This window comes from Streptomyces sp. NRRL B-1140, from assembly GCF_001280065.1.
Classification (GTDB): domain Bacteria; phylum Actinomycetota; class Actinomycetes; order Streptomycetales; family Streptomycetaceae; genus Streptomyces.
In genome coordinates this window covers 149,735-161,333 of the sequence record NZ_LGEA01000091.1, presented here as the reverse complement: position 1 = coordinate 161,333, position 11,599 = coordinate 149,735, and the positions used below count along the sequence as shown (strand labels likewise).

Genomic DNA, 11,599 nt, shown 5'->3' with positions numbered 1-11,599 from the left:
TTTCGACAGACGCAGTATGGGCGGGACGGCCGCGGAGGCAGCCCAAGCTCGGCCCATAGGGGTTCCCCTTGCTTCGCGCAGGGGTGTGATGCGCCAACAGGTACGCACAGTGAAGTGATCGACACATGATGTGATGTGGACCACGGTGTTGCCAGGCGTGCAACGGAAAGGAACGAGCGCTCATGCGCGAGATCCTCGGAAGGCGACGCAGGCTCCTGCCCCAGCGCAGCGACGGGAAGCCTGAGCTGATCGACGCGGCCCTGACCTACGCGACGCAGTGGCAGTGGCCCGTACTCCCGGGCGTGGCGGCGGACCCGCAGGGGCACTCCCGCTGCAGCTGCCCCGACCCCGACTGCACGGTGCCCGGCGCGCACCCCTTCGACCCCGGCCTCCTCGCGGCGACCACCGACGGACGCATGGTGCGCTGGTGGTGGGCCAACCGGCCGACCGCGCCCATCGTGCTGGCCACCGGCGGTCACGCGCCCTGCGCGGTCTCGCTGCCGGCCCCGGCGGCCGCCCGCGCCCTCAAGGCGCTCGACCAGACGGGCATGCGGCTCGGCCCGGTCGTCGCCTCCCCCGCCCGCTGGGCGATCCTCGTCAAGCCGTACTCCATGGAGCAGCTCGGGGAACTGCTCTACGCCAAGGACTTCGTGCCCGGCTCGCTCCGCTTCCACGGCGAGGGCGGCTACCTGGCACTGCCGCCCTCCGAGACCGGCCAGGGCGAGATCCGCTGGGAGCGCGCACCGCTGCCCGGCTCGGCCTCGCCGTGGGTGCCCGATGTCGAGGCCGTGGTGGACGCCGTGGTCGAAGCGCTCACTCGTACGGGTGTGAGCGCGCCCGAGTTCTAGGGCTGTCGGGCGCGCCGAGCCCGGCGCCCGCCCAGGCGCGTTAAGTTCCGGAACCATGCGGCGTCACGCCCGGGGCCGCTCCCGGGACCCTCGAAAGATCAGACTGTTCGCCCTCGCGGGCGTCGTGGTGGCGTGCGCGATCGCACTGCCGCTGGCAGCGGCGTCCGCGGGGCAGGTGGAGTCGGCGGGGGCCCAGCGCGCTGCGGTTTCGGTGGGCGCGGGCGCCCGAACGTCCGATACCGGTGCGGCCTCCCGCTCGTCCGGTCTCGGGGCCGGCGCCCGTTCGTCCGATTCCGGTGCCGACTCTCGCTCGTCGGGTTCCCGTCCGGGTACCGACTCTCGCCCGTCGGGTTCCGCTGCCGTACGGCCTTCCGCGCGTGCCGATGGCAAGGCGCCCGGGGCGTCCTCCGGCGCCCCCGGCCTTCCGGCGCTCGGCCAGGGCCTGTCGACCGCCGTGCGGTGCGGTCCCGAACTCGCCTCACCCGACGGCGTCGAGGCGCAGACCTGTGTGGTGACGCAGGGGGCGCAGACGTGGGCGCGGACCTACTACCGCAATACGACGGGTGGGGCGCTGGACGCCACACTGACCCTGATGAGTCCCGGCGATCGCACGGTGCGGATGAGGTGTGCCCTGGAGGCGGGGGACGAGCCGGGAACGTGTGAGACGCCCCGGGAGCCCGCACGCGGGAAGCCGGCGGCGTACACGGCCGTCGCGGAGTTCGCCGAGCGGGGCGGGCGGGGGCCGCTGCTGCTGCGCTCGGGAAGCAACTAGCCTGCGCAAAAGGGTAGTTGAGGATCCGCTGCGTGCCGTGAACGGAAGCGGAGACGCAAAGACCCGGTTGCTGGCGACGGGGGATGCACCAGCAACCGGGCTACGGGAACGGTAACAAGAGATCGGCGGTTCGCAAATTCGAACTCGCCTTTCCGGTCACCGACTGGCTTGTCCGCAACGGGAGTTGTGATCCGACGGGGCGCACGAGGCCGACCGGCCGGGGGCCGGCCGGCACGATCCCGGAGCGGCCGTCAGCTGAGCGTGACCTGCCGGTTGGTGAGACCGCCACGGGCGCGGCGCTCGTCCGCGGTGAGCGGCGCGTCCGTCGCCAGGGCGGCGGCGAGGCGCTCGGCGAACTCCGCCGCGGGCTTCTCCACGTCCTCGGCGGTGACCCCGCTGGGCAGGTCCCACACCGGCACCGTGAGCCCGTGAGCACGGAACGAACCCACCAGGCGAGTGCCCTCGCCGAGGCTGGAACGGCCCGCGGCGTGCAGCCGGGCGAGGGCGTCCAGCAGCAGCTCCTCGGCGTGCGGCATGACCCATCGCAGATGGTTCTTCTCCGGCGTCTCGCACCAGTACGCGGCGTCCACGCCCTGGAGCTTGACGGTCGGGATGGCCGCCGAGTTGGCCCGCTCCAGGGAGGCGGTCACGTCGGGCGTGGCGTTCTCCGGGTCCGGCACCCAGAACTCGAAGCCGCTGTGCACTTCTGGCTCGAAGGCGCCGTCGGGGGCGAGCAGATCCTGCAGCCGAGGACTGCCGGCCGGGGCGCGGCGGCCCTGGACGGGCGTGCCGGGCTGGGCTTCGAGGGCGCGCTGAAGGGTGTCGGCGAGGTCGCGGCTGATGTCACCGGAGGAGGTGTCGTTCTGCAGGCCGAGCAGGACCGAGCCGTCGTCGCGACGTAGTGCCGGCCATGCCATGGGAAGGACCGTGGCCAGGGTGACCGCCGGGACGCCCTCGGGCAGGCCGTCCTTCAGGGTCAGCTCGACCGTGGCCGCCGGGACCAGCTCGCGCAGGGCCACCCAGTCGCACTCGCCGGGCAGGCCCTCGAAGGGGCGGTGCACCAGCTCGGTGGCGGCGTGCGAGGCGGCCCGGCCGTGACAGGCCTTGTAGCGGCGGCCGCTGCCGCAGGGGCAGGGCTCACGGGCGCCGACGACCGGAACGTCTCCCTCGGCACCTGCGGTGCGGGCCCCGCCCGTGGTCTGCGGGCGCTTGGCCTTCGTCTGGGGTCGCTGCTTGGCCATCGATGGGTCTCCCGGTTACGGCTCGTCTCGTACGGTCGCGAGCCTAGCCGTTCGTGACCCGGGCCACGGGGTCCTGTGGACAACACCCGACCCGCGCGGCGTACGCGCCCGATCCCCTCGGCCACCGTCCCGGTCGCCGCGCGTCTCGGTCCTGGCCGGTGTCAGTCCATGTCCTCGAAGGCGTCCGCGAAGTCCAGCCCGGGTATCTGGGAGACCGCGGGCGCGGCGACGCGCGTCGCGAAGTCGTCGCGGCGGTGGCCGGCGTCCGGATCGTGCACGTCGTCGTGGACGATGACCCACACGGTGACCTCACCGCGGATGCCGTCCCGTACGCCCCAGTCGTCGGCGAGGGCGGTGATGATGTTCAGCCCGCGGCCGCCGTGCGCCGTGACCGACGGGGTCGCGGGGGCGGGGCGGGTCGGGCCGCCGCCGTCCGTGACCTCCACGACGAGCCGGCCGGCCGGCTCCACGCGCCACGCCGCACGGACGTCACCGTCACCGGACAGCGCGTCGCCCAGGGGTCTGCCGTGCTTGCACGCGTTGCTCAAGAGCTCGGAAAGGATCAGTACGGCGTCGTCGATGACCGATTCCGCGACTCCACCTCCGCGCAACTGCGTACGCATCCGGTGTCGCGCTTCCCCCACGCCCGCAGGGCCATGGGGAACGGCCATGCTCGACGACGTGGGCACCTCCTGTGCCACCACCAACGCCACCCCCGAGACCTCCTTCGCCCCACGCCACGGTGTGGATGCCCCATTGGCCTGTACCGGAAACCGGCCAATCCACGCCCGGTGACGCATTCACCACGACCGAATACGGATCGAACGCGCCGGAGCACTCCCTGTAATCAGTGGCTGGAAATCGTCGGTGTGGCGGAGAAGCGAGGATCCCGCCCGGCGCGGTGCGGGGTCAAGAGGTGTGCGTGGGGCTGGTGGGGCGTGAGAGGCCGGTCGCGCCGGGGCCGGACGTCAGCGGCCGAGCTGGTCCAGCACCGCGCGCGGGCGGTTGGTGATGATGGCGTCCACGCCCAGCTCCACGCAGTGGTCGACGTCCCGGGGCTCGTTCACGGTCCACACGTGCACCTGGTGGCCGGCCTGCTTCAGCCGCTCGATGTACGTGGGGTGGTTGCGCACGATGCGGAGGGAAGGACCCACGATCCGCACGCCCGGCGGCAGCCGTCCGTCGCGCAGCCTGGGTGAGAGGAACTGCGTCAGGTAGACCGTCGGAAGCGTCGGCGAGGCGGCCCGCACGCGGTGCAGGGAACGGGCCGAGAAACTCATGACCCGTACCTGCGACTCGGCGGCGGAGGCCGGGGCGTCGAGGCCGAACCGCTTCAGCAGGTCCAGCAGCCGGTCCTCGACCTGCCCGGCCCAGCGCGTGGGGTGCTTGGTCTCGATGGCCAGTTCCACGCGGCGTCCCGCGTCGGCGACGAGTTCCAGCAGCCGCTCCAGGGTGAGCACGGACGTCGCCTCGCGGTCCTCGGGTCGGTGCTCCCAGTCGGGCTCCTCGTCGCGCCCCTTCCAGGCCTCGCCCGTCTTCCAGGAGCCGAAGTCCAGGGCGGCGAGGTCGGCCAGCTCCAGTGCGGAGACCGCGCCGCGGCCGTTGGACGTACGGTTGATCCGGCGGTCGTGGACACACACCAGGTGGCCGTCGGCGGTCAGGCGCACATCGCATTCGAGGGCGTCCGCGCCGTCCTCGATGGCCTTGGTGTACGCGGCCAGGGTGTGTTCCGGGGCGTCCTCGGAGGCTCCGCGGTGGGCGACGACTTGAATCACGTGCTGTCGTGCGTGGGTCACCGCGTCATGGTGCCACCGAGTGCGGGTACGCGTCCGGTCGGACGGACTCGACGGAGACGCAGGTCCGGACGGAGGCATTGGGATTGCATCCTTTTCGCCGGTAATGACCTATATAAAGAATGGCCTCGGACGCACAGGCACCGCTTATGGTGCCCTGACGGCCGGTGGGAAAAGCTGACGGCATACAAAGGGACAAGCTCAGCTGTATCGCGCCGGACCCGTCGACCGGCGTGAAAAAGCGTGAACGCATGCGACCCGGAAACGGCCGTGGATCTAGGAGAGAAGCTGTGAGCACCGAGAACGAGGGCACCGCGGTACCCCCCGCCCCGTCCGCACCCCCCGTGCCGGTGGACGCTCCCGCTGCCTCGGCGCCCCAGGGACAGGCCCCCCAGGGGCCCTACGGGCAGGACGCTCAGGGGCAGGCCCCCCAGGGGCAGGGCGGCGCCGGCCACCCCGGCTCCTCTTCCGCCCCCGACCCGTCCTGGCCCCCGCCCCCGCCGCCGACCGCCCCGTACGGCGACGGCGGTTCCGGGTCCGGAGCGGGCGGCTGGGGTGCGTCGTACCAGCAGCCGGCGCCGGCGTCCGGGCGCAGGCGCGGCGGTCTGGTCGCCGCGGTGCTGGTGGCCGCGCTGGTCGCGGGCGGCGTGGGCGGCGGGCTCGGGTACGTGCTGGCGAAGGACAACGACGAGAGCACCGGTTCGACGACGGTCTCCGCCTCCTCCAACGGCGGCGACGTCAAGCGCGACCCGGGCACGACCGCGGGTGTCGCCGCCAAGGCGCTGCCGAGCACGGTCACGATCGAGGCCGAGAGCACCAGCGGCGAGGGCGGCACCGGCACGGGCTTCGTCTTCGACAAGCAGGGCCACATCGTCACCAACAACCACGTGGTGGCGGACGCGGTGGACGGCGGCAAGCTGACGGCGACCTTCCCCAGCGGCAAGAAGTACGACGCCGAGGTGGTCGGTCACGCGCAGGGCTACGACGTGGCGGTCATCAAGCTCAAGAACGCCCCCTCGGACCTGAAGCCGCTCACCCTCGGCGACTCGGACAAGGTCGCCATCGGCGACTCGACCATCGCGATCGGCGCCCCGTTCGGCCTGTCCGACACGGTGACGACGGGCATCATCAGCGCCAAGAACCGCCCGGTGGCCTCCAGCGACGGCAGCGGCAGCCAGGCGTCGTACATGAGCGCCCTGCAGACCGACGCCTCGATCAACCCGGGCAACTCCGGCGGTCCGCTCCTGGACGCGCGGGGCAACGTCATCGGCATCAACTCCGCGATCCAGTCCACCGGCAACGGCGGCTTCGGCACCGGGCAGTCGGGCTCGATCGGCCTGGGCTTCGCCATCCCGATCAACCAGGCCAAGTACGTCGCCCAGGAACTGATCAAGAACGGCAAGCCGGTGTACGCGAAGATCGGCGCTTCAGTGTCGCTGGACGACGGCTCCGACGGTGCGCAGATCACCGACCAGGGCGCGGGCGGCGCGGCACCGGTCGAGCCGGGCGGCCCGGCGGCCAAGGCGGGCCTCAAGCCGGGCGACGTCATCACCAAGCTCGACGACCGGGTGATCGACTCCGGCCCGACCCTGATCGGCGAGATCTGGACGCACCAGCCCGGCGACAAGGTCACGATCACCTACGAGCGCGGCGGCAAGCAGCACACGGTCGACGTCACGCTCGGCTCCCGCGTCGGCGACAACTGATCCACACCCGCCCGCACCGACCCGTTACCCTTGTCCCCGCGCCGCCGATCACGGCCGGCGCGGGGAGGTGTGCCCGAGCGGCCGAAGGGAACGGTCTTGAAAACCGTCGTGGCAGCGATGTCACCGTGGGTTCAAATCCCACCGCCTCCGCGCAGGTCATAGATGTTGCAGGTCAGAAGGGGTGCCTCTCGATGAGGGGCGCCCCTTCTGCATGCGCCTGTCTCACCTTGATCCGGCCCTGTCGCGTTGTGGATCAGTGCGGGTGGACCAGGCGTGGACCACGAAGGCGCGAGAAGTAGCAGGTCAGGCGTGGTCTGGGTCACGGGTGGCATCTCGGTCCACCGCGGTTAGTATGCCGCCCCCTGGCCGGTCCCACTCCCATGCCCTCAGGCCAGTCGTGCCCGGCCTCTGGCATGAGGTGTCAGCCCCATGGGCTTGACCGTCACCTATGTCACAGCGTGGCTCCGGAAAAGCGGGATAGCGGGATAAAACTGGGCGCGACGAGAGAGGAAGAAAGGTGGACTGGAGACAGTTCGCCCAGCAGATGGCGTCGATGGCACGGGATCTGCTGGCTCAGGATTCGGTGGCAACCACACTGGAACGGATCACCGCTTCGGCCACCGAGCTGGTCGACGGTTGTGACGCGGCGGGCATTCTCGTGCTGCACGGCACGAAGGTCGAAACCCTAGCTCCCACACACGAGCTGGTAACCGATAACGACCGGCTCCAAGAACGCCTCGGACAAGGCCCCTGCTTCGACGCCGCCCACAGCTCGCACGGCGAGCGAGTATTCCGCATCGCCGACCTCACCAGCGAGCAGCAGCGGTGGCCCGCCTACGCCCCCCTGGCCCACAAGCTCGGGGTGGGCAGCATGATGGGCTTCCTGCTGTTCACCGACGACGAAGACCTCGGCGCCCTGAACCTCTACTCACGCGAACCCGGCAAGTTCACCGCCACGAGCGAGATGGCCGGCCTGCTGCTGGCCTCCCACGCCGCAGTCGCATTCTCCAGCGCCCGCACCCACGCCCAGCTGGAGCAGGCCGTCGCCACCCGCCACACCGTCGGCGAAGCCATGGGCATCCTCATGGGTGCCCGCCGCCTCACCGAAGACCAAGCCTTTGACGTTCTGCGCCGCTACTCGCAGGAGCAGAACATCAAACTTCGTGAGGTCGCAAGCCGTATCTGCGAACAAGGCACCCTCTGACCTCTGCGGCCAAGCTTGCACGAGCAGCGGACGGGCGCCGCCCTGCATCGATGGGGCGGCGCCTTGGTTACCGGGTTGCTCGGTTCAGTCGCTGTCGGCAGCCTCCAAGGCCCGTTCGATCTGCTGGTTCGCCCGCTGCTGATTGCGGTGAATCGCCTTGGCGTAGAAGCGGAAGAGGACAGCGATGCTGTGGCCGGCCCTCCGCGCCACCTCGGCCGGGGAGACGCCGGACTCAAGCCAGAGCGAGACGCCCGCGTGGCGCAGGGAGTACGGCACCTCAGCCAGGGGGGAGGCCGCTTCGGACTCGGTCAGCACCGCCAGTCGAGCCACCTTCCAAACCTCCCCGTACTCCTTGGAGAGCAGACCGCCACCCTGGGCCGCACGGAACAGCCGACCGTCTTCAGACGTGCCGAACTCCTTGATGTGCTCGCGGACCAGGCGCACCAGGACGGGGGGAATCGGTACCGGCCGGGTCGCCTTGCGAGCCCGCTTCTTCAGGCCGCGCGTATCGAACGACTCACCGGTGTCGGTCCATCCAGAGCCGACGCGGGGCGTGCTCGTCGACAGCAGCACTTCTCCCCAGCCTTCTGCGGGCAAGGTGAAGTCCTCTTCCCGAAGGTTGGCCGCCTCTCCAGGACGGTTGGCCGCGTAGTAGAGGCACCCGAAGAACGCCATCAGGTGCCGTCCGCGTGCCCCCTGCTCGCCCACGGCGTCGATCAGCGCCTTCGCCAGCTTCGGGCCGGGCACGAACCGGAAGTCGATCTCGTCGTCCGTCTCGGGCGGGGTCCAGTCGACCTTGTCGAGGGGAAGGGTTGTCAGCAACTCCCGTTCCACCGCGTATCGGAGGCAGTTGCTGAAGACCGTCCGCTTGCGGTTCACCGTGTTCTCGGCAGCAGGCGTGCCGTCCTGCTTCAGCTTCAGCGCGTCGAGCGCCGTACGCACCACCGAGGGCGTGTTGAGCGCGGTGATGTCGACGGACTTTCGGCTGATCCAGTTGAGCGCCGCCACGATGCCGTCGGGAGGTTCCTCGACGTCGATACGGGGCTTCAGAGTCCCGTCGTCGCCGAGGACGAAGCGGTAGACCCACGAGTAGAGGGCGATGCGGAGCACCTTGGGAGCGGGGGCCGCGCGGTTGTCCTTGATCAGCTTCGGCGTGATGGTGGCCAGCGTGTCAGCGATGCTCGCGCGGTGCTTGGCCGAGGCGCCGGGCCACTTCATCTCGGCATAGGCGCGAGTGTGGGCGTACCAGGTCGTGGAGTTGAGCGCTTGCACCTCGGAGGCGGGCAGGCCGGTTTCCGTGTCGAACTGCTCGCGGTTGCGCAGAGCGGCAAGCAGCTCCGAGCGCCGACCGTCGGCCTGAGCCTTGATCTTGTAGCTCTTGGAGAAGGGCCGGGGGCCGACCCGCCAGCGGAGCTGATAGGCGGCTGCACGGTTGGGGCGCTTGCGGATGCCCCAGACCTGTACGTCGTAGGTCAGCACGCTTCCTGCACCTCGCAGGAGTCGAACCAGGCGTCGAGGTCGGCCCGGCGTATGCGGATCTGGCCGTTGGGAAGCTTCAGATGCCTGGGCGCCTGGCCCCGAGCGCGCATGCGGTAGAAGGCTGCGCGGGACACCCCGATCTCAGCCAGCGCTTCCCCCAGCTTCAGCGTCTTCCTGTCGGCCTTGGTCGGAGTGGTCACAGCCATGGATCTCCTTCGGACTTGATGCGTTGGGCATGGGCGATGTCGTGGCGGACCTGGGCGGCGAGCAGTTCCTCGCCGGGGCGGTAGCCGCTGGCGAGGTAGGTCCACGAGGAGGCGGTGACGAGGCTGGTCTCGTCGGTGGCGGGAAGGCCGACGCGGGCACGGGAGGCTTCGGCCTGGGCGAGGCGCCAGGCGCGGCGTACGTCGCGGAGGGCGCCGAGGGTGGTGGAGTAGGCGCGTGACTTGCTGGAGAAGTGGCCGCGGAAGCCGAGCATGTGGGCCCACTTCCAGAGCTTGAGTTCGGCGAACTCCGGCAGGTGACCGAGGGCCCAGGCGGTACGGATCATCTGCCGTACGTGCTGCTGTACGGGGAGGGCCTTGATGGGTTCGGCCTGTCCGGTGCCGTCGCAGTCTGGGCACCGGTCATGGAAGCGGTCAGGACCGAGTACGTAGCCGCGTCCGGCGCAGGGGCGGCACCTCAAGGTGCGGTCCACGGTGCCCGTGCCTTCAGCGCTCTTGGTCGCGTACTTGGCGACGTATCCGGCGACCTTGGCATCGGTGAGTTCGCCGTCGCCCAAGGCGGAGATCTGGTCGACCTTGAACCGGTCGCCCCACTTGATCACGCGCTCACCGATGGCGTCAGACTCGACAGTGAGCCGGGCCCGCTCAACCGCCAGACCCACAGCGACCTGGAGGGCGTCGAAGGTGGCCCAAGGCGGAGGCGAGGTGGTGTGGCCGTCGGGTCCGTCGAAGCGGATCACGGCGTGGAAGTGGACCAGGCCGCGCTTCTGGTACTCGGCGACCTTGGCGAAGGAGACGCGGAGAGCGGAGTTCAGTGCCTTCTGCGTCATGCCGAGGTGCTCAGCCAGGGCGCGGCGTAGGTAGGTGGTGAAGCGCCCCCACAGCTGCCCCGCGTGGGCGTTCCAGAGCACGGCGCCCGTGTAGTCGTATGTGGCCGGGTCCAGCGGGGTGCCCAAGGTGGGGTCGTCCTCGGTGTGATGGCTGCCGCAGCCGCAGGGGCGGGTCTTGCCCGTGCTGTCGGTCTTGCGGTTGTGCACGGGGCCGAAGGACGGGGCAGTGAGGGTGACGAAGGCGCGGGGGTGGTCGCGGACGGTTTCGGCGACGTTCTTGCCGCCGGACAGTCCGGCCCTGATCAGGTGGTAGGTGTCGGCGGCGTAGACGCGGGAGCAGGCGGGGCAGCGGGAGGCACGGCGGTTGCCGCAGGTGGTCAGGAGGCGTCCGGAGGGCTCGTCTTCGGAGCGGTAGGAGCGAACTACTTCCTTGGTCGCCGAGTCGGTGGTGATCGTCCAGCCGTGGAGGTTGACGGGGTTCGTGCAGCCGCGCAGGTTGCGGACCTGTTCCGTGACGCGGTTGAAGTCGTTGGTGTTGGCCAGCTCGATCAGGTCCCGCAGGCCGGCGCTGACGACGTGCCGCAGGTCGAGGGGGCGGCGCATGAGTGGCGGGGTGTCCTTTCTGGCGTCAAGGTGGGCCCGCGGGCAGCAGCGATTCAGTGCGCTCGGGCTGCTGCCCGCAGGCATGGCGGGGCGCCCAGGGGAGGGGCGGGGATCGTGGAGCCGGAGAGGCCGGCGGAGGGTGCTGCCCTACAGGGCGGCGTGCAGGGCAGTGGCCATGGGCAGGCCGATGCCGAGTCGCGTCTTCAGCTGGGCCGGAGTGATCGCTTCTCCGTGCTCGGCGTGATGGGACGCGGCGATGGAGCGTGCTTCGGTCAGCAGCGGCTCAGGCACCTTCGGTGCAGGCGGGGCGGGACTCGGGGCGGTGCGTGGAGTCACTGAGGTCGGGACGGGGCCCGAAGCGACGGGCGGAACCAGGTCGGCGGGCGGTGTGGCAGCCGGGGCCTTGACGACGGCCGTTACGGGCTCTGCTTCGGACACCGTTGCTTTGGAGGCCGAGTCAGCGGAGCGCGAGACGGTCTGGAAGGCGCGCAGCAGCTGCGGCCCGACCGTGCCCCAGCCCAGCAAGAGCAGAGGAGCCACGGCGTCCACGGCTGCCCGGCCGTAGTGTCCGGCAGCGATGGGTTCGGCGACGTTCAGGGCCAGCGTCAGCAGTCCGGAGAAGTGCATCAGCCGAGTAGCGGCTGTCATCTGTTCGGCAGGCAGACCGCGCAAGGAGAGGTAGCGCAGGGCAACCAGCAGGCCGACCACGGAAAGATCCACCATCGGGGCGATGAGCGGTGCGATCGGTGCGGGGATGCCCAAGCGAAGGGCGAGAGACCAGACGTTGCCGAAGGAGAAGACGAAGGCCAGCACGGCAATGATGATCAACACGGCGGTGATGGTGCGCTGAGTGATCCGGTCCTCTGTCAAGGGATTCACCTCCCTTCAGTGCTGTGTGA

At 70.3% G+C, this 11,599-nt stretch carries 11 protein-coding genes and 1 tRNA gene; 5 read left to right on the top strand and 7 right to left on the bottom strand.

Annotation, left to right across the window (positions count from 1 at the left end):
• Positions 1–182: 182 nt before the first annotated feature.
• Complete coding sequence (locus tag ADK65_RS12660) at positions 183–848, top strand: bifunctional DNA primase/polymerase (protein ID WP_053670078.1); 666 nt, start codon at positions 183–185, stop codon at positions 846–848.
• 454 nt (positions 849–1,302) lie between these two features.
• Positions 1,303–1,620, top strand: a complete 318-nt coding sequence (locus ADK65_RS39225) for a hypothetical protein (protein WP_234352862.1) — start codon at positions 1,303–1,305, stop codon at positions 1,618–1,620.
• A 251-nt stretch (positions 1,621–1,871) separates the two neighbouring features.
• On the opposite strand, the gene ADK65_RS12650 is transcribed toward ADK65_RS39225, so the two are convergent.
• The 3 genes from ADK65_RS12650 to ADK65_RS12640 form a co-directional block, all read right to left on the bottom strand.
• Positions 1,872–2,861: a DUF5926 family protein gene (locus tag ADK65_RS12650; RefSeq protein ID WP_053670076.1), complete on the bottom strand. Its 990-nt coding sequence runs from the start codon at positions 2,859–2,861 to the stop codon at positions 1,872–1,874.
• 161 nt (positions 2,862–3,022) lie between these two features.
• Positions 3,023–3,661, bottom strand: a complete 639-nt coding sequence (locus ADK65_RS12645) for an ATP-binding protein (RefSeq protein WP_053670075.1) — start codon at positions 3,659–3,661, stop codon at positions 3,023–3,025.
• Between the two features lie 168 nt (positions 3,662–3,829).
• Entirely contained in the window at positions 3,830–4,657 is an 828-nt protein-coding gene (locus tag ADK65_RS12640) for a glycerophosphodiester phosphodiesterase (RefSeq protein ID WP_053670074.1), read from the bottom strand.
• A gap of 287 nt (positions 4,658–4,944) precedes the next feature.
• Here ADK65_RS12640 and ADK65_RS12635 point away from each other — a divergent pair, with 287 nt between their 5' ends.
• The 3 genes from ADK65_RS12635 (at position 4,945) to ADK65_RS12625 (ending at position 7,564) form a co-directional block, all read left to right on the top strand.
• Positions 4,945–6,360, top strand: coding sequence for a S1C family serine protease (locus ADK65_RS12635; RefSeq protein ID WP_053670073.1), 1,416 nt, complete (start codon positions 4,945–4,947; stop codon positions 6,358–6,360).
• A gap of 63 nt (positions 6,361–6,423) precedes the next feature.
• Positions 6,424–6,510, top strand: a tRNA-Ser gene (locus ADK65_RS12630).
• A gap of 367 nt (positions 6,511–6,877) precedes the next feature.
• Complete coding sequence (locus ADK65_RS12625; RefSeq protein WP_234352861.1) at positions 6,878–7,564, top strand: GAF and ANTAR domain-containing protein; 687 nt, start codon at positions 6,878–6,880, stop codon at positions 7,562–7,564.
• A gap of 84 nt (positions 7,565–7,648) precedes the next feature.
• On the opposite strand, the gene ADK65_RS12620 is transcribed toward ADK65_RS12625, so the two are convergent.
• From ADK65_RS12620 to ADK65_RS12605, 4 genes are all read right to left on the bottom strand, one after another.
• Positions 7,649–9,043 carry a tyrosine-type recombinase/integrase gene (locus ADK65_RS12620; protein WP_053670072.1) on the bottom strand — a complete coding sequence of 465 codons (1,395 nt, stop codon included), beginning with the start codon at positions 9,041–9,043 and terminating at the stop codon, positions 7,649–7,651.
• Positions 9,037–9,249: a helix-turn-helix transcriptional regulator gene (locus ADK65_RS12615; protein WP_053670071.1), complete on the bottom strand. Its 213-nt coding sequence runs from the start codon at positions 9,247–9,249 to the stop codon at positions 9,037–9,039. The genes ADK65_RS12620 and ADK65_RS12615 overlap by 7 nt, the downstream gene beginning before the upstream one ends.
• Positions 9,240–10,700: a replication initiator gene (locus tag ADK65_RS12610; protein WP_053670070.1), complete on the bottom strand. Its 1,461-nt coding sequence runs from the start codon at positions 10,698–10,700 to the stop codon at positions 9,240–9,242. The genes ADK65_RS12615 and ADK65_RS12610 overlap by 10 nt, the downstream gene beginning before the upstream one ends.
• 147 nt (positions 10,701–10,847) lie before the next feature.
• Positions 10,848–11,570, bottom strand: a complete 723-nt coding sequence (locus ADK65_RS12605) for a DUF2637 domain-containing protein (protein WP_053670069.1) — start codon at positions 11,568–11,570, stop codon at positions 10,848–10,850.
• Positions 11,571–11,599 lie beyond the last annotated feature (29 nt).

Excerpts from the sequence above, each read along its gene's own strand:
- ADK65_RS12660 (WP_053670078.1), top strand. The coding sequence starts at position 183 with ATGCGCGAGATCCTCGGAAGGCGACGCAGGCTCCTGCCCCAGCGCAGC.
- ADK65_RS12650 (WP_053670076.1), bottom strand. The coding sequence starts at position 2,861 with ATGGCCAAGCAGCGACCCCAGACGAAGGCCAAGCGCCCGCAGACCACG.
- ADK65_RS12645 (WP_053670075.1), bottom strand. The coding sequence starts at position 3,661 with ATGCGTCACCGGGCGTGGATTGGCCGGTTTCCGGTACAGGCCAATGGG.
- ADK65_RS12615 (WP_053670071.1), bottom strand. The coding sequence starts at position 9,249 with ATGGCTGTGACCACTCCGACCAAGGCCGACAGGAAGACGCTGAAGCTG.
- ADK65_RS12610 (WP_053670070.1), bottom strand. The coding sequence starts at position 10,700 with ATGCGCCGCCCCCTCGACCTGCGGCACGTCGTCAGCGCCGGCCTGCGG.